The sequence below is a fragment of the Pseudomonas sp. FP603 genome (assembly GCF_030687415.1).
GTDB lineage: Bacteria > Pseudomonadota > Gammaproteobacteria > Pseudomonadales > Pseudomonadaceae > Aquipseudomonas > Aquipseudomonas wuhanensis.
The window spans coordinates 1,191,842-1,208,946 of record NZ_CP117431.1 but is presented as its reverse complement, the minus strand read 5'-3'; the positions used below and the strand labels follow the sequence as shown (position 1 = coordinate 1,208,946).

15 protein-coding genes are annotated in these 17,105 nt (G+C 61.0%); all 15 read right to left on the bottom strand.

Going from position 1 to position 17,105, the window contains the following annotated elements:
- Positions 1-85: 85 nt before the first annotated feature.
- Entirely contained in the window at positions 86-1,279 is a 1,194-nt protein-coding gene (ftsZ, locus tag PSH65_RS05660) for a cell division protein FtsZ (protein WP_007904318.1), read from the bottom strand.
- Positions 1,280-1,346: 67 nt separating this feature from the next.
- Positions 1,347-2,606, bottom strand: coding sequence for a cell division protein FtsA (ftsA, locus tag PSH65_RS05655; protein ID WP_105347872.1), 1,260 nt, complete (start codon positions 2,604-2,606; stop codon positions 1,347-1,349).
- A 14-nt stretch (positions 2,607-2,620) separates the two neighbouring features.
- A complete protein-coding gene (locus PSH65_RS05650; protein ID WP_305425276.1) occupies positions 2,621-3,487 on the bottom strand; it encodes a cell division protein FtsQ/DivIB in 867 nt (288 codons plus the stop codon).
- Between the two features lie 4 nt (positions 3,488-3,491).
- The gene (locus PSH65_RS05645) at positions 3,492-4,472 is read right to left on the bottom strand and encodes a D-alanine--D-alanine ligase (RefSeq protein ID WP_305425275.1); all 981 of its coding nucleotides are present in this window, start codon (positions 4,470-4,472) and stop codon (positions 3,492-3,494) included.
- The gene (murC, locus tag PSH65_RS05640) at positions 4,469-5,929 is read right to left on the bottom strand and encodes a UDP-N-acetylmuramate--L-alanine ligase (protein WP_008005018.1); all 1,461 of its coding nucleotides are present in this window, start codon (positions 5,927-5,929) and stop codon (positions 4,469-4,471) included. The genes PSH65_RS05645 and murC overlap by 4 nt, the downstream gene beginning before the upstream one ends.
- Positions 5,922-6,992 carry an undecaprenyldiphospho-muramoylpentapeptide beta-N-acetylglucosaminyltransferase gene (murG, locus tag PSH65_RS05635; RefSeq protein WP_305425274.1) on the bottom strand — a complete coding sequence of 357 codons (1,071 nt, stop codon included), beginning with the start codon at positions 6,990-6,992 and terminating at the stop codon, positions 5,922-5,924. The genes murC and murG overlap by 8 nt, the downstream gene beginning before the upstream one ends.
- On the bottom strand, positions 6,982-8,199 hold the full coding sequence (gene ftsW, locus PSH65_RS05630) for a putative lipid II flippase FtsW (RefSeq protein ID WP_305425273.1): 1,218 nt from the start codon (positions 8,197-8,199) through the stop codon (positions 6,982-6,984). The genes murG and ftsW overlap by 11 nt, the downstream gene beginning before the upstream one ends.
- Positions 8,196-9,542 carry a UDP-N-acetylmuramoyl-L-alanine--D-glutamate ligase gene (gene murD, locus PSH65_RS05625; protein ID WP_305425272.1) on the bottom strand — a complete coding sequence of 449 codons (1,347 nt, stop codon included), beginning with the start codon at positions 9,540-9,542 and terminating at the stop codon, positions 8,196-8,198. The genes ftsW and murD overlap by 4 nt, the downstream gene beginning before the upstream one ends.
- Before the next feature lie 5 nt (positions 9,543-9,547).
- Positions 9,548-10,630, bottom strand: a complete 1,083-nt coding sequence (mraY, locus tag PSH65_RS05620) for a phospho-N-acetylmuramoyl-pentapeptide-transferase (RefSeq protein ID WP_007904350.1) — start codon at positions 10,628-10,630, stop codon at positions 9,548-9,550.
- Positions 10,630-11,997, bottom strand: coding sequence for a UDP-N-acetylmuramoyl-tripeptide--D-alanyl-D-alanine ligase (gene murF, locus PSH65_RS05615; RefSeq protein WP_305425271.1), 1,368 nt, complete (start codon positions 11,995-11,997; stop codon positions 10,630-10,632). The genes mraY and murF overlap by 1 nt, the downstream gene beginning before the upstream one ends.
- Positions 11,990-13,453, bottom strand: coding sequence for a UDP-N-acetylmuramoyl-L-alanyl-D-glutamate--2,6-diaminopimelate ligase (locus tag PSH65_RS05610; RefSeq protein ID WP_305425270.1), 1,464 nt, complete (start codon positions 13,451-13,453; stop codon positions 11,990-11,992). Before PSH65_RS05610 ends, murF begins: the two co-directional genes overlap by 8 nt.
- The gene (locus PSH65_RS05605) at positions 13,453-15,192 is read right to left on the bottom strand and encodes a penicillin-binding protein 2 (protein WP_177319036.1); all 1,740 of its coding nucleotides are present in this window, start codon (positions 15,190-15,192) and stop codon (positions 13,453-13,455) included. Before PSH65_RS05605 ends, PSH65_RS05610 begins: the two co-directional genes overlap by 1 nt.
- Positions 15,192-15,485, bottom strand: coding sequence for a cell division protein FtsL (ftsL, locus tag PSH65_RS05600; RefSeq protein ID WP_038981628.1), 294 nt, complete (start codon positions 15,483-15,485; stop codon positions 15,192-15,194). The genes PSH65_RS05605 and ftsL overlap by 1 nt, the downstream gene beginning before the upstream one ends.
- Positions 15,482-16,429 carry a 16S rRNA (cytosine(1402)-N(4))-methyltransferase RsmH gene (gene rsmH / locus PSH65_RS05595; RefSeq protein ID WP_370694677.1) on the bottom strand — a complete coding sequence of 316 codons (948 nt, stop codon included), beginning with the start codon at positions 16,427-16,429 and terminating at the stop codon, positions 15,482-15,484. Before rsmH ends, ftsL begins: the two co-directional genes overlap by 4 nt.
- Complete coding sequence (gene mraZ, locus PSH65_RS05590) at positions 16,426-16,881, bottom strand: division/cell wall cluster transcriptional repressor MraZ (protein WP_003205355.1); 456 nt, start codon at positions 16,879-16,881, stop codon at positions 16,426-16,428. The genes rsmH and mraZ overlap by 4 nt, the downstream gene beginning before the upstream one ends.
- Between the last annotated feature and the right edge of the window lie 224 nt (positions 16,882-17,105).

Sequence of the window (17,105 nt, the reverse complement as noted above, 5' to 3'; positions counted from 1 at the left end):
GAACTGGTATCAACAAAGGCTGGCGATGATAGCAGACCAGACCTTTGCTGAACACCAATCACCCTAATACCCCTGATACATTTCATCAATCGGCCTGACGACGCAGGAAAGCCGGGATGTCCAGGTAGTCCAGATCATCTTGCGGGTTCATCTTCGCGGCAGTCGCAGCACCGGCCTGAGCCTGATTGCGCATGACGGTCGGACGGTCCAGGTCACGGTAGTTCACCGCAGGCTGTTCCTGACGAACAGGGGCTTGTTGTTGTGGCTGGGAAGCCATCGACGTGTGGACGGTATTGTCGATGACCTTCACAGGCTTCTCGATTTTAGCGCCCAAACCGGTAGCAACAACAGTCACGTGCAGCTCGTCGCGCATGTCCGGATCGATAACGGTACCGACCTTGACCATTGCGTGCTCGGAAGCGAAGGCTTCGATGATGCTACCCACGTCGGAGTACTCACCCAGGGACAGGTCAGGACCGGCGGTGATGTTCACCAGGATGCCGCGTGCACCTTGCAGGTTCACGTCTTCGAGCAGCGGGTTGCGAATGGCCGCTTCGGTGGCCTCGCGTGCACGGTTCGGACCGCTGGCGCAGCCAGTGCCCATCATCGCCATGCCCATTTCACTCATCACGGTACGCACGTCGGCAAAGTCGACGTTGATCATGCCCGGACGCTTGATGATGTCGGAGATACCGCGAACGGCACCGGCCAGTACATCGTCGGCCTTGGCGAAAGCCGACAGCAGGCTTGCGTCTTTACCGAGGATGGTCAGCAGCTTCTCGTTGGGAATGGTGATCAACGAGTCGACGCTTTCAGACAGCAGACGAATACCTTCGTCGGCGATCTGCATACGCTTGCGACCTTCGAACGGGAACGGACGGGTCACCACCGCAACGGTGAGGATCCCCATTTCCTTGGCCACTTCAGCAATGATTGGCGCAGCACCGGTACCGGTACCACCGCCCATGCCGGTGGTGATGAACACCATATTGGTGCCCTGCAGGACTTCGGCAATGCGCTCACGGTCTTCGAGAGCGGCCTGACGACCTACTTCAGGGTTGGCGCCAGCGCCCAGGCCTTTGGTCACGCCGGTGCCCAGTTGCAGGATGGTCCGCGCGCCGATGCTTTTCAGCGCTTGGGCATCAGTGTTGGCGCAGATGAATTCAACGCCTTCAATGTTGCTCTTGACCATGTGATTGACAGCGTTGCCGCCGCCACCGCCAACACCGATAACTTTAATTACCGGGCTTGCGGGGATGTTGTCTACGAGTTCGAACATTTTCCCTCTCCTTACATTCTCTAGTTTTTTCGCCTACTGCTGTTTGAAGCGGTGTTGCGGTAAAGCTTTAAAAATTGCCTTGCACCCAGCTCTTGATGCGATCGAGCAGAGCGGCTTTCGGTTCGTCGTTGCTGTAGCTGTCGCGGCTGCCGATGCCCGAGAACGAAATCCCGTCGGACTGTTTCTGCAGGCCGTACATCAACAGGCCAACGCCGGTGGAATAAATCGGGTTGCGGACTACGTCGTCCAGGCCCTTGACGCCATGGGGCACGCCCAGGCGAACCGGCATGTGGAAGATCTCTTCGGCCAGTTCCACCGCGCCTTCCATCTTCGAGGTACCGCCAGTCAGCACGATGCCGGCCGGAATCAGGTCTTCGTAGCCACTGCGACGCAGTTCGGCCTGGATCAGCGTGAACAGCTCGTCGTAACGCGGCTCGACCACTTCGGCCAGGGCCTGGCGGGACAGTTCGCGCGGTGGACGGTCGCCGACGCTCGGCACCTTGATGGTTTCACCGGCACCGGCCAGTTTGGCCAGGGCGCAGGCGTAGCGAATCTTGATTTCTTCGGCGTACTGGGTCGGGGTGCGCAGCGCCATGGCGATGTCGTTGGTCACCTGATCGCCCGCAATCGGGATCACTGCGGTGTGACGGATCGCGCCTTCGGTGAAGATCGCGATGTCGGTGGTGCCGCCGCCGATGTCCACCAGGCACACGCCCAGCTCTTTCTCGTCGTCGGTCAGGACCGAGTAGGCCGAGGCCAACTGCTCGAGAATGATGTCGTCGATTTCCAGACCGCAGCGGCGCACGCATTTTTCAATGTTCTGTGCGGCGTTGACGGCGCAGGTGACCACGTGAACCTTGGCTTCCAGACGCACGCCGGACATACCCAGCGGCTCGCGAACGCCTTCCTGGTTATCGATCACGTAATCCTGCGGCAGGGTGTGCAGCACGCGCTGGTCAGCCGGGATCGCCACGGCCTGGGCAGCGTCGAGAACGCGCTCAAGGTCGGCGGAACTGACTTCGCGATCACGAATCGCCACGATGCCGTGGGAGTTCAGGCTGCGGATGTGATTGCCGGCCACGCCGACAAACGCCGAATGGATCCGGCAACCGGCCATCAGCTGCGCTTCTTCAATAGCGCGCTGGATCGACTGGACGGTGGACTCGATGTTCACCACTACGCCTTTTTTCAGGCCGCGGGACGGGTGAGTACCGATCCCGACGATTTCGAGCGTGCCGTCGTCCGAGACCTCGCCTACCAGCGCCACCACCTTGGAGGTGCCGATATCGAGACCGACGATCATTTTGCCGCTTTGCACGTTTGCCATGGTCCTGCCTCTTCTTAATTCTTCGCGACAGCGGGTTGGGCTGTCGTGGGCGCTACAGGTTCCCGCCAGCCAACAGCGAGGCCGTTGGCGTAGCGCAGATCGATGCGCGCAATGTTCGTAATCTGTTCTTTGAGCGTCTTGTCATAGATGGCAATGAAGCGGCGCATCCGTTCCACCAGCTTGCCGCGTCCCAGCAGCAGTTCGATTCCAGGGCCCGCGCTGCCGGCGCCGGTGGTCAGGAACCAACTGCCTCGTTCACGCAACTCCAGGCGTGCAATCGAGAAACCCAATGGCCTGAGCATCTGGCTCAGCACCTGGTATTGCTGCATCACTTGCTGCTGGGCCCGCTGCGGGCCGAACAGCTGTGGCAAATGTTCGTAGTTCGCCAGCTCACGCGGGGTGAACGCCTGCCCCTGATTGTTCAACAGCGACTCATCGCCCCAACGGGCCACCGGCAGCTGTTCTTCCAGGCGAATCACTACTTGATCCGGCCATACCCTGCGCACTTCGGCGTGGGCAATCCATGGCATCTGTTCAAGCTCGGTGCGCATACCCGCCAGGTCGATGGTGAAGAAGCTCGACGCCACGTAGGGGGCGATCCGCTGCTGCACCGCTTGCTGGCTGATGTAACTCAAGTCGCCCTGCACCGCGATCTTGGTGATCGGCCGGTCGGCGTACGGCAGCAAACGCTGTGCGCCTTCATAAGTGCCGAACCCCAGTGCAACCAACAGCACGGGCCAGAACAGGCTTTTCAGAAAACCAAAGTTGGCTTTCGGCAGGCGCGCGGACATCGGCTCTTTGGCCACCATTCGGCTGGCACCCCGCGGCACCGGCTTGCGGCCGGGTGCGGAGGGCTGATGTCTCAGCTGTGCGCCTTGCATGGTCTTAACCTCGCGGCTCTTTGTTGCTGGCAGCATTACCAGCAACGCTTGCGGCCAGAATCGCCAGAACCAGTTGCTGGAAATCCAGGCCAGCGGCACGGGCCGCCATCGGAACCAGACTGTGATCGGTCATGCCCGGCGCGGTATTGACTTCCAGGAACCAGAACTGCCCGTCGGCGTCCTGCATCACGTCTGCCCTGCCCCAACCGGCGATACCCAGCGCCTCACAGGCTTTGGCCGTGAGGTCCATGAGTTCTTTTTCTTTATTGCTGTCCAGGCCACACGGAATCCGGTACTGGGTATCGGAAGCCACGTACTTGGCGTCGTAGTCGTAGAAACTGTGGGTTGTGCCCAGGGCGATTGGAGGCAACACCTGGTCACGCAGGGTGGCGATGGTGAACTCCGGACCTTGAATCCATTGCTCGACCAACACTTGCGAATCGTAGGTACTGGCCGCTTTCCACGCCTCGATCAACTCGGGCGCGGAAGTCACTTTGGCCATCCCGATACTGGAGCCTTCATGGGCCGGTTTGACGATCAAAGGGAAGCCCAGTTCCGTGGCCGCCGAAATACAATCGGCCTCAGAGCTCAGTACCGCATGGCGTGGCGTCGGAATACCGAGGCTGTGCCAGACCTGCTTGGTGCGCAGTTTGTCCATGGCCAGTGCCGAGGCAAGAATGCCGCTACCGGTGTACGGAATCCCTGCGCATTCGAGCAGGCCTTGCATGCTGCCGTCTTCACCGCCACGACCGTGGAGGATGATGAAGGCGCGATCGATTTTTTCGTTCAGCAGACGCTGCAGCAAGTCGTCGCCCACATCGATACCGAACGCGTCCACGCCGGCGCTTTGCAGTGCCTCGAGCACTGCGTTACCCGACTTCAGGGAGACCTCACGCTCGGCACTCTTGCCGCCGAACAGCACGGCGACACGGCCGAAGTCTTTCGGCGCGATAGTGGAGACGAGGTTGGCGTAAGCAGCAGTCATTTCAACTTCCCCACGCTTGGCGCGGCAACCGCGCCAGCGAACAACGGACTGTTCAATAGTTTCGGTGCGAGACCGCCGATATCACCGGCGCCCTGGCACAACAGAATGTCGCCGGCACGCAGCAGCGGCTTGACGATCGGTGCGAGGTCGATGCCGCGCTCGATGTAGATCGGGTCGAGCTGACCGCGCTGGCGAATGCTGTTGCACAGCTTGCGGCTGTCAGCGCCCGGAATCGGCTCTTCACCGGCCGGGTAGACTTCCATCAGCAGCAGCACGTTGGCGTCGGCCAGTACATTGACGAAATCGTCGTACAGGTCGCGGGTGCGGCTGTAACGGTGCGGCTGGTAAACCATCACCAGACGGCGCTCCGGCCAGCCACCGCGCACGGCTTTGATCACAGCCGCGACCTCGGTCGGGTGGTGACCGTAGTCGTCCACCAGCATTACGTTGCCGCCTTCAACCGGCAGTTCGCCGTACACCTGGAAGCGACGACCGACACCCTGGAACCCGGACAGGCCCTGGACGATGGCTTCATCGCTGACGCCTTCATCGGTGGCGATGCAAATGGTCGCCAGCGCGTTCAGCACGTTGTGGTTGCCCGGCATGTTCACCGACACATCCAGCGGCTCGCGATCAGGGCGCAGCACGGTAAAGAAAGTCTGCATGCCCTGCTGACGCACATTGATGGCACGCACGTCGGCATCGTCGCCAAAGCCATAAGTGACCGTCGGACGTTTCACCTGCGGGAGGATTTCACGCACCACCGGATCGTCCAGGCACACCACCGCCAAACCGTAGAACGGCAGGTTGTGCAGGAACTCGACGAAGGTTTTCTTCAGTTTGTTGAAGTCGCCGTCGTAGGTCGCCATGTGGTCGGCGTCGATGTTGGTGACCACGGCCACCAGCGGCTGCAAGTGCAGGAAGCTGGCATCGCTTTCGTCGGCTTCGGCGATCAGGTAACGGCTGGTGCCGAGCTGGGCATTGGTGCCCGCGGCATTCAAACGACCACCGATCACGAATGTCGGGTCCAGGCCACCGGCCGCGAACACCGAAGCGATCAGGCTGGTGGTGGTGGTTTTGCCGTGGGTACCGGCGACGGCGATGCCGTGGCGGTAGCGCATCAGTTCGGCCAGCATCTCGGCACGCGGCACCACCGGAATACGGCGCTCCAGAGCGGTGGCGACTTCCGGGTTGGAAGTGTTCACAGCGCTGGAGGTGACCAGCACATCGGCGTTCGCGGCGTTCTCGGCGCGGTGGCCGATATAGATGTGGGCACCGAAGGATTCCAGGCGCTCGGTCACCGGCGATGCTTTCAGGTCGGAACCGGACACTTCATAGCCCAGGTTCAGCAACACTTCGGCGATGCCGCACATGCCCACGCCGCCGATACCGACGAAGTGGATGCGACGGATGCGGCGCATTTCCGGGTGCGGCATGGCTTTCTTGTTCTCAACCATGGGCCACCTCCAGGCAGGTATCGACCACGTTACGAGTGGCATCGGGTTTGGCCAGGCGGCGTGCCGCGCTGGCCATGTCGTTGAGTCGTTGCGGTTGCATCAAGACCTCTGTCAGGCGAGCGGCAAGATCCGCTGCGCCAGTCGTTCTTTGCGGCATCAGGAAGGCAGCGCCTTCACGGGCCAAATAATCGGCGTTGCGGGTCTGGTGATCGTCGATCGCGTGGGGCAAAGGCACCAGCATCGAGGGCAGACCGGCAGCCGCCAGTTCACTGATGGTCAGCGCGCCTGCGCGGCACACCACCAGGTCGGCCCAGCCATAGGCTTGGGCCATGTCTTTGATGAAAGGCTGCACTTGCGCCTCGACGCCAGCCGCGCGATAGCGCTCTGCAGTCACTTCATCGTGGTTTTTGCCAGCCTGATGAAACACGTCCGGGCGCAGGTCGGGGGCGACTTGCGACAGGGCTTCAGGCAGCAACTTGTTCAACGGCTCTGCGCCCAGGCTTCCGCCCAGGATCAGCAAACGCGCCTTGCGACCGGCCAGGGCAGGTCGCGGTGTTTCGAGGAACAGCTCGGTGCGCACCGGGTTACCGGTGGTGCGACGGCTGTTCGACAGGGTAAAGGTGTCGGGGAACGCTTCACAGACTCGGGCGGCCAACGGCACCAGCAACCGATTGGCGGTACCGGCCACGGCGTTCTGCTCATGAACGATCACCGGCACGCCGGCCAATTTGGCTGCAACGCCGCCGGGGCCGGTCACAAAACCACCGAAGCCGACCACGCAGACCGGCCGCAGCTGGCGAATGATCGCCCGCGCCTGCCAGATCGACTTGAGCAACATGATCGGCGCCTTGAGCAGAGACAATTTGCCCTTGCCGCGCAAACCGCTGGCGTGGATCCGATGCAATTCAATACCCGCCGCCGGCACCAGATCGTTTTCGATCCCGCGCGGCGTGCCCAACCAATGCACGGTGTAACCACGGGCCTGGAACTCTCGAGCGCAGGCCAGTGCCGGGAACACGTGCCCCCCGGTGCCGCCGGCCATGATCAATACGTTAGCGCCCATGGGTCGGCTCCTCGGCGAAGTCGCTCTCATGGAACTCCATCTCTTCGCTGCCCAAGTGGGTTCGACTCTCCCACTCGATGCGTAGCAACAAGCCAAGACAGGCACAGCAGATCACCAACGAACTGCCGCCATAACTGAGGAATGGCAAAGTCAGACCTTTGGTTGGCAGCAGGCCGACGTTCACGCCAATGTTGATCAGAAACTGACCAATCCACAGGAACGACAGGCCGTACGCGATATAGGCGGCGAAAAATTGCTTGGCCTTCTCGGCCCAATAACCGATGTACATGCCCCGAATACAGACAAAGACGAACAGCGCCACCGTGCACAAAGAACCTACGGCCCCCAGTTCTTCGGCCAGGACCGAGAACACGAAGTCCGTGTGGGCTTCCGGCAGGTAGAACTGTTTCTGCACGCTGTTGCCCAGGCCAACGCCCAGCCATTCGCCGCGACCGAAAGCGATCAAGGCTTGAGACAACTGATAGCCAGCACCGAACTGGTCGGCCCACGGGTCCGCGAAGTTGGTCAGTCGCGCCATTCGATACGGCTGCATTTGAATCAACAACACCACCGCACCGACAGCCAGGACAACCATCAAGGAAAAACGGAACAGCCCGACCCCGCCGAGGAACAGCATCGCCGCAGCAGCCCCCATCATCACGACGGTGGCACCGAAGTCCGGTTCCATCAGCAACAGACCCGCCATCGGCAGCAGAACGATGAACGGCTTGAAGAAGCCCATCCAGCTTTCACGCACTTCTTTCTGGCGACGCACCAGATAACCGGCGAGGTAGATCACCACGAATACCTTGGCAATCTCGGAAGGCTGGACGTTGAAGAAACTGAAGCCGATCCAGCGCATCGAACCGTTCACTTCACGGCCGATCCCGGGGATGATCACCATCACCAGCAACCCGAACGCACCAATCAGCATCAGCCAGCCCAGGCGTTGCCAGGTAGCGATCGGAATCATCATGGTGACGATGCAGGCACCAAGGCCCAGCACCACGTAGATCAGGTGGCGAATCATGTAATACAGGGCACTGCCCGACTGCACCGCCGCCACTTCGGTCGATGCCGATGCAATCATGACCAGCCCAAGGCCCAGCAGCGCCAGGCAGCCGGCGAGCATCGGGAAATCGAGGTCGATGCCGCGCCCGGTGATGATCGGCGACGGATACGGCTTGATGATATTCAGGAGGCTCATGCCAAGTCCTCCACGGCGCGGACAAACTGGTGACCGCGATCTTCGTAGTTCTTGAACATGTCGAAACTGGCGCAGGCTGGGGACAGCAGCACCGCGTCGCCCGGCTCGGCGATGGCGCGGCATTGCGCGACGGCTTCAACCAGCGAACCCACGCGAATCAGTGGTACGGCATCGCCGATGGCCTCACCGATCTTGTCGGAATCACGGCCCATCAAAATAACGGCGCGGCAGTTGGCCGCCACCGGACCGCGCAAATCCTTGAATTCAGCACCCTTGCCGTCGCCACCGGCAATCAGCACGATCTTGCCGTCGATGTCCGCGCCAAGGCCTTCGATGGCGGCCAGTGCGGCGCCGACGTTGGTGGCTTTGGAATCGTTGTAGTAGCTCACGCCGTTCAGGTCGCGCACCCATTGGCAGCGATGCTCGAGGCCGGCGAAGGTGCGCAGGCTTGAAAGCATCGCCTCGAACGGCAGCCCCACGGCGTGGCCCAGCGCCAAGGCCGCCAAGGCGTTGGACTGGTTATGCGCGCCACGAATCTTCAGCTCGCGCACCGGCATCAGGTTCTGGAATTCGAAGGCCAGGTATTTCTCGCCATCCTCTTCCCGGATACCAAAGGCCTTGAAATCGGGTTTGCTCAAACCGAAGGTCCAGCAAGGCTGACCTTCACCCATCAGCGGACGACTCAAGGCGTCCTGACGATTAACCACAAACTGCCTGGCGCCGCGGAAGATCCGGTGCTTGGCCAAGTGATAAGCCGGCAGACCGCTGTAGCGGTCCATGTGGTCTTCACTGATGTTGAGTACGGTCGCCACTTCGGCGTTGAGTTGATCGGTGGTTTCGAGCTGGAAGCTCGACAGTTCCATCACGTACAACTCGACGTCATCGCCGAGCAAATCCAGCGCCGGCGTGCCGAGGTTGCCGCCGACGGCAACACGCTTGCCGGCCGCAGCCGCCATCTCGCCGACCAGGGTGGTGACGGTGCTTTTTGCGTTGGAACCGCTGATGGCGACAATCGGCGCCTTCGCGTTACGCGCGAACAGCTCGATATCGCCGGACAACTTCACGCCACGGGCGGCGGCAGCCTGCAGGGCCGGGGTCGCCAGCGCCAGGCCCGGGCTCACGTAGAGCTCGTCGGCACGGCACAGGAATTCGACGTCCAGCTCGCCACAACGCACTTCCACGTGCGGATAGTCACGCTTGAGCGTGGCCAGTTCCGGTGGATTTTCCCGCGTATCGGCGACAGCAAACGACACGCCCCGGTTCGCCAGGAAGCGAACCAGGGACATGCCGCTCTTGCCGAGGCCGACAACGATGCGGAAGTGGTCAGAAGCGATCAGAGACACTCGTTCTACCTCAGCTTCAGGGTGGCAAGGCCGACCAGTACCAGAATCACGGTGATGATCCAGAAACGGACGATCACACGTGGCTCGGGCCAGCCCTTGAGTTCAAAGTGGTGGTGTATCGGTGCCATGCGAAACACACGGCGACCGGTCAGCTTAAAGGAGGCAACCTGAATGACGACCGACAGGGTCTCCATCACGAATACACCGCCCATGATGAACAGGACGATTTCCTGACGGACGATCACCGCGATGGTGCCTAGGGCAGCGCCCAACGCCAGTGCGCCGACGTCGCCCATGAACACTTGGGCCGGATAGGTGTTGAACCAGAGGAAACCCAGGCCCGCGCCGATCAACGCGCCGCAGAACACGATCAACTCACCTGCGCCCGGTACGTAAGGAATCAGCAGGTATTCGGCGAATTTCACGTTACCCGACAGGTAGCAGAAGATCCCCAAGCCGCCGCCGACCATCACGGTAGGCATGATCGCCAGACCGTCGAGGCCGTCGGTCAGGTTGACCGCGTTGCTCGAGCCGACAATCACGAAATAGGTCAGGACAATGAAACCCGCGCCCAGCGGAATGCTGTAGTCCTTGAGCATCGGCAGGATCAGGGTGGTTTCTACCGGCGTCGCGGCAGTCATATAAAGGAAGATCGCCGCGCCCAGGCCGAACACTGACTGCCAAAAATACTTCCAGCGGCTCGGAAGACCGCGAGAGTTTTTCTCGATGACTTTGCGGTAATCGTCGACCCAGCCGATGGCGCCGAACAGCAGGGTCACCAACAACACGACCCAAACATAACGGTTGGCCAGGTCGGCCCAGAGCAAGGTGCTGACGCCGATGGACGAAAGAATCAGCGCGCCGCCCATGGTCGGGGTGCCCGACTTGGACAGGTGCGATTGCGGACCGTCATTGCGAACGGATTGACCGATCTGACGGTTCTGCAAGGTGCGGATCATCCACGGGCCATAGCACAGTGACAAGACCAGCGCGGTCAGCACACCGAGGATCCCGCGCAGGGTCAGGTACTGAAAGACCGCGAAGCCTTTGTAGAACTGTTGCAGATACTCCGCTAGCAGCAGCAGCATTAATGTTTCTCCAGACGGGTCCCGCACAAAGCGGCGACGATGTTTTCCATCGCGGCGCTGCGCGAGCCCTTGATCAAAATGGTGGTGTTTGTGTCCTGCTCGGCTTCCAGGGCCTTGATCAGCTCAGCCTGTGTGCTGAAGTGAAAAGCCTGCTCGCCGAAAGCGTTCACGGCATGGGTCATCATTGGCCCAACCGCGTAAAGCGCGGAAACCTTGCCGCGGGCGTACTCGCCCACATCGCGGTGCCCCTGCTCCGCCCAATCGCCCAACTCGCCGATATCTCCGAGCACCAAAACGGTGCGACCGGAAAAGCCGGCGAGTATATCAACGGCGGCGCACATGGAGGTGGGGTTTGCGTTGTACGTGTCATCGATCACGCGCATGCCATTGCTGGCCAGTTGCGCGACGGTGCGGCCCTTGACCGGTTGCACGGCGCCGAGACCCGTGGCGATACCGAACAGCGACACGCCCAAGGCATGGGCGGCAGCGGCGGCGGCCATCGCATTGGCGACGTTATGGGTGCCGAGCAGGTTCAACTGAACCCGCTCCACACCTTCAGGGCTGTGCAGATTGAACGCCGGGCAACCGCGGGCATCGCGGTCCAGATCGCTGGCGTAGAAGTCGGCGCTGATGTTGCTCAGGGCAAACGTCAGCACTTTGCGACCGGCGGCTCGGGTTTTCCAGATTTCAAACGCCTTGTCGTCGAGATTCAGCACGGCGACGCCATCGGCATCCAGCCCTTCGAGAATCTCGCCCTTGGCTTCAACGATTTTTTCCGGCCCGCCGAACTCACCGACGTGGGCGGTACCGGCGTTGTTGATGACAGCCACGTGGGGCTTGGTCATGCCGACGGTGTAGGCAATCTCGCCGAGCCGCGAAGCGCCGAGTTCGATCACGGCGGCGGTATGTTCCGGCGCCAGTTCGAGCAGGGTCAGCGGAGCGCCGAGGTCATTGTTCAGGTTGCCACGGGTCGCCAGCACCGGACCGCGCGTGCGCAGGATGCTTGCCAGCATTTCCTTGACCGTGGTCTTGCCGCTGGAACCAGTGATGGCCACAACCGGCTGAGTGAATGCCGCACGGTTTATCGCGCCCAATTGGCCGAGGGCCTGACGGGTGTCCTTGACCAGCAGTTGCGGCAATGCGCTGTCGGCAACTTCGCGCTCGACCAGGGCACCCACGGCGCCTTTGGCGGCGACATCATTGAGGTAGTCATGGCCATCGAAACGCGGGCCGGCCAGAGCAATAAACAGCTGCCCGGGCGTGATCGCGCGGCTGTCGATGCTGACGCCGTCGAAGCTGGCGTCGCTGGCAATCAGACGGCCATTCAACGCGCTGGTCAGTTCGCTCAGTTTCAAAGCTTTAAGCATGGGCCACCTCCCACGCGGTCAGGGCGTGATCGGCCTCGACCAGATCGGAGAAAGCGTGGCGCTCGCCGTTGATTTCCTGATAGTCCTCGTGACCTTTACCGGCCAGGACAATCACGTCATCCGCCGAAGCGCTGGCGATCAATTGGGCAATCGCCTGGCCACGGCCGGCGACGAAGGCTACTTTATCCACAGCGGTGAAACCGGCGCGGATGTCGTCGAAAATCACAGCCGGGTCTTCGGTGCGCGGATTGTCATCGGTGACCAGTACGCCATCGGCCAGACGCTCGACCACTTCCGCCATCAACGGACGCTTGCCGCGATCGCGATCACCACCGCAACCGAACAGGCACAGCAACCGGCCTTTGGCGTGAGGACGCAGGGCCATCAAGACTTTTTCCAGCGCATCCGGTGTGTGGGCGTAATCGACCACCACCAACGGCTGAGTACCGCCGCCCAGGCGCTGCATGCGACCGGCCGGGCCTTCGAGTTTCGGCAGCACTTTGAGAATTTCGTCCAGCGCGTAGTCCAGCCCGAGCAAGGCGCCGACCGCGGCCAACACGTTGCTCAGGTTGAAACGGCCGAGCAAGGTGCTGCGCAAATGGTGTTCGCCTTGGGGCGTGACCAGCGTGGCGCGCACGCCTTCGTCGTCGAACTGCGCTTCGCGGCAATACAGGTAGGCGCTGGAATCTTCCAGGCTGTAAGTGATCAGCCGCGACTCGCCCTCATCAGCCGCCAGTTGCCGACCAAAATCGTCGTCGAGGTTGACCACCCGGCACTTCAGATCATTCCAGGCAAACAACTTGGCCTTGGTTTCGCCATAGACCTGCATGGTGCCGTGGTAATCCAGATGATCGCGCGACAGGTTGGTCATCACCGCCACATCGAACGCCAACGCAGTCACGCGGCCCTGATCCAGGCCGTGGGAAGAGACTTCCATGGCCACGGCTTTGGCGCCGGCCTTTTTCAGGTCAGCGAGGGTCGCTTGCACCGCAATCGGGTTCGGTGTGGTGTGCAGACCGCTTTCCAGCGCGCCGTAGAAACCGGAGCCCAAGGTGCCGACAATGCCGCAGTGCTGACCGAGCAGGTCAAGCGCCTGGGCAACCAATTGGGTCACGCTGGTTTTACCGTTGGTGCCGGTGACGCCGATCAGGTTCAAATGACGGCTCGGGTCGCCATAAAAGCGCCCGGCGATGTCCGACAATTGCGCCGCCAGGCCTTTGACCGGAATCAACGGCACGTCGGTGATCGGCAGCACAGTCGCGCCTTCGACCTCATAAGCCACGGCAGCAGCGCCGCGTTGCAAGGCGTCGGCGATGTGCGCACGCCCGTCGAACTTGCCACCAGGAACCGCGAGAAACAGATCGCCTGCTCGTACGTTGCGGCTGTCCAGCGCCAATTCGCGGATCAACAGATCGCGGCCGGCGTGGGCGAAAATCTTGTTCAGGCTCAGCGACATCAGCCGCGCCCTCCATTAGCTTTCAGCGGAACGACCGGTGCGGCGTTCGCTTGTTGAGTGGCTGGCAGGTTGTCCGGGGTGATGTTCATCAGGCGCAAGGTCCCGGACATCACTTTGCTGAACACCGGCGCCGATACCAGACCACCGAAATAACCGGCCTTGGTCGGCTCGTCGATCACCACCACGATTGCGTAGCGCGGATCGCTCATCGGGCCGAAGCCGGCGAACAGCGAGCGGTAGGAATTCTCGGCGTAGCCCTTGGTGCCGACCGATGTTTTACGCGCGGTACCCGACTTGCCGCCCACGTGATACGCCGGCACCTGCGCTCGGAATACACCGCGCGGGGCTTCAATCACTTGTTGCAGCATGGTTTGCATGGTTTTCGCGACGGCTTCCGGTAATACCTGTGTGGTTTGCGGCGCCTTGTCGGTTTTGATCAGGGTCAGCGGCGCGAGACGACCATTGTTGGCCAGGGCCGAGAAGGCGTGGACCAACTGGATCGCGGTCACGGAAATACCGTAGCCGTAGGACAGCGTGGCGGTTTCAGCCTTGCGCCATTCGCGGTAGTTCGGCAGGTTGCCGACGCGCTCGCCCGGGAAGCCGAGGCCGGTGTCCTGGCCGAGGCCGACTTTCTGCGCAAGGCGGAAAATCGTTTCGCCGCCGATATCGAACGCGACCTTACTCATGCCGACGTTACTGGAATTGATCAGGATACCGGTCAGGTCGAGCACCGGGCCTTCACTCTTGGAGACGTCCTTGATGGTGTACTTACCAATCTGCAAGGTGCCTGGATACACCTCGACGGTATCGGTCGGCTTCCAACGCCCGGTTTCAATCGCGGCGCTCATGGAAATCGCTTTCATGGTCGAACCCGGCTCGAACACGTCGATCATTGCGCGGTTACGCATCATCGCCGGCTGCAGGTTGCGACGGTTGTTCGGGTTGTAGGTCGGCTGGTTGACCATGGCCAGGATCTCGCCGGTCTTCACGTCCATGATCACCAGGCTGCCAGCCTTGGCGCCGTTCTCGATGATCGCGTTGCGCAGTTCCCGGTTGGCCAGGTATTGCAGACGCAGGTCAATGGACAACGCCAAGGGCTTGCCGGCCTTGGCGTTTTTGGTGACCTGGACATCTTTGATCAGCCGGCCGCGCCGGTCCTTGATCACCTGTCGCTTGCCGGGCACGCCGGCCAGCCATTCGTCGTAGGCAAGCTCGACGCCTTCGCGTCCGTGGTCATCGATGTCGGTAAAACCGACCATGTGGGCGGTGACTTCACCGGCCGGGTAGAAACGCCGGAACTCTTCGATGCCATAAACGCCCGGCACTTTCAGATCGAGCACAGCCTGGCCTTGCTCGGGGGTCAGCCCGCGCACCAGATAAATGAATTCTTTGTTGGCCTGGGCTTCGAGACGTTCGGCCAGGGCTTTCGGGTCCTGCCCCAAGGCAGCCGCCAGTGCCGGCCACTTCTCTTTGGCCGTTTGCATTTCCTTGGCGTTGGCCCACAGGGTGGTGACCGGGGTACTCACGGCCAACGGCTCGCCGTTACGGTCGGTGATCAGACCACGGTGAGCCGGAATCGGAATATGACGAACACTGCGCGCATCGCCCTGACCTTTAAGGAAGGCACGGTCGACCACTTGCAAATCGATGATGCGCCAGGCAATCGCCGCCACCATGATGCCGAGCAAACCCACCACCAGACGGAACCGCCATGGGAAGAGCGCGCCTTCGAGTTTCATCATGGCGCCACCATCTGCACTTCAGCGGCGCCAGGAATGCGCATCTTCAGTTGCTCGGTGGCCAGGACTTCGATACGGCTATGGGCGGTCCAGGTGCTCTGCTCGAGAATCAACCGGCCCCACTCCGCCTGCGCCTTGTCGCGCACACTCAATTCGCCGTACAGGGAATTCAGCAACTGACGGTTCCAGTGCGCGCTATAGGACACGCCGATGGCCGACACAAGCACGCCGACAAACAGCAGCAGCATGAAAAAGCTTCCGCCGGGAAGTGGCTTGGCGAAAAGCTTGCTCACCGCAACTTCTCCGCGACACGCATGATGGCGCTACGGGAACGTGGGTTGGCTTTGAGTTCGGCCTCGGAGGCGGACTGCGCTTTGCCATGGATTTTGATTTTCGGTTCGAAAGCGACGTGACGGACCGGCAGGTTGCGCGGCAGGTTGTCGGCTTCGCCTTTCACCAGTTTGCGCATGAACAGTTTGACGATGCGGTCTTCCAGCGAGTGGAAGCTGATGACGACCAGACGGCCGCCCACTTCCAGGCATTCCAGCGCGGCTTCGAGGCCGGTTTCCAGATCGCCCAGTTCGTTGTTGACGTGAATACGCAGGCCCTGGAATGCACGGGTGGCCGGGTTCTTGCCCTTTTCCCATGCCGGGTTGGCGACTTTCAGCACTTCAGCCAGATCGCCAGTGCGCTCGAACGGCTTGATGTCGCGACGCTCGGCCACGGCACGCGCCATGCGACCGGAGAAACGCTCTTCGCCGTATTGCTTGAACACCCGGGCGATTTCTTCCACCGGCGCGGTGTTTACAAACTCGGCGGCGCTGATCCCGCGGGAGGGGTCCATACGCATGTCCAACGGACCGTCGTTGAGGAAACTGAAACCGCGCTCCGGGTCGTCGAGCTGCGGCGAAGACACGCCGAGGTCGAGCAGAACACCGCTGACCTTGCCGGCCAGACCGCGTTCGGCAACTTCCGAACCGAGCTCGGCAAAGCTGCGCTGCACAACGACAAAGCGGCCGTCTTCGGCCGCTAGCGTTTGCCCGGTGGCAATCGCTTGAGGATCTTTGTCGAATCCGAGCAACCGGCCATCAGGCCCGAGCTGGCTGAGGATCAACCGACTGTGCCCGCCACGTCCGAACGTACCGTCCAGATAGCAGCCATCAGGACGTACGGCGAGAGCCTCGACGGCTTCGTCAAGCAGTACGGTGATGTGGTTAAAGCCGCTATCAATAGTCACAGGATCAAATCACGCAGTTCATCAGGCATGGCGCCCGGTTGTTGAATAGCAGCCAGGTCAGCGGCAGAAACCGCATTCCAGGCATCCTCGTCCCACAATTGGAACTTGTTCAGTTGGCCTACCAACATTGCGCGCTTATCCAACTTGGCATATTCGCGAAGACGCGGTGGAACCAGAAAACGACCACTGCCATCGAGCTCGAGGTCGACGGCATTACCAATCAGTAAACGTTGCAGGCGGCGGTTCTCTTCGCGAAGCGAAGGCAGTGCGCGCAGTTTGGTTTCGATAATTTCCCACTCATCGAGGGGATAAACACACAAACACGGATCAACGGCATCGATGGTGACGATTAATTGACCGGAACTACGCGAAACCAGCTCGTCACGGTACCGGCTCGGCATAGCGAGACGGCCCTTTGCATCGAGACTGATAGCGTTAGCTCCGCGAAACACGTCAGCGTTTCTCCAAATATTAGCGTTTTACGCTCAAAAAACCCACTTCATGCCACTTTCCGCCACTTGCGCACACTATAGGAATGCGCCCACCACACCGTCAAGGCGCGGATTAAAGGAAAAGCCTTACAGAACGGAGATTTAGGAGCGTAAAAGGAGGGTTAACGAGAATCTGACGGATGAATTCGCTCAATAACTTGAATCAGCACAGAAGGCTGCGCTCA

Bases quoted from the DNA above. Each gene is read 5' to 3' on its own strand.
- PSH65_RS05610 (WP_305425270.1), bottom strand. From the start codon at position 13,453: ATGTCGCTGAGCCTGAACAAGATTTTCGCCCACGCCGGCCGCGATCTG.
- PSH65_RS05645 (WP_305425275.1), bottom strand. From the start codon at position 4,472: ATGACTGCTGCTTACGCCAACCTCGTCTCCACTATCGCGCCGAAAGAC.
- mraY (WP_007904350.1), bottom strand. From the start codon at position 10,630: ATGCTGCTGCTGCTAGCGGAGTATCTGCAACAGTTCTACAAAGGCTTC.
- ftsA (WP_105347872.1), bottom strand. From the start codon at position 2,606: ATGGCAAACGTGCAAAGCGGCAAAATGATCGTCGGTCTCGATATCGGC.
- murG (WP_305425274.1), bottom strand. From the start codon at position 6,992: ATGGGCGCTAACGTATTGATCATGGCCGGCGGCACCGGGGGGCACGTG.
- murF (WP_305425271.1), bottom strand. From the start codon at position 11,997: ATGCTTAAAGCTTTGAAACTGAGCGAACTGACCAGCGCGTTGAATGGC.
- ftsZ (WP_007904318.1), bottom strand. From the start codon at position 1,279: ATGTTCGAACTCGTAGACAACATCCCCGCAAGCCCGGTAATTAAAGTT.
- PSH65_RS05605 (WP_177319036.1), bottom strand. From the start codon at position 15,192: ATGAAACTCGAAGGCGCGCTCTTCCCATGGCGGTTCCGTCTGGTGGTG.
- PSH65_RS05650 (WP_305425276.1), bottom strand. From the start codon at position 3,487: ATGCAAGGCGCACAGCTGAGACATCAGCCCTCCGCACCCGGCCGCAAG.
- ftsW (WP_305425273.1), bottom strand. From the start codon at position 8,199: ATGAGCCTCCTGAATATCATCAAGCCGTATCCGTCGCCGATCATCACC.
- murC (WP_008005018.1), bottom strand. From the start codon at position 5,929: ATGGTTGAGAACAAGAAAGCCATGCCGCACCCGGAAATGCGCCGCATC.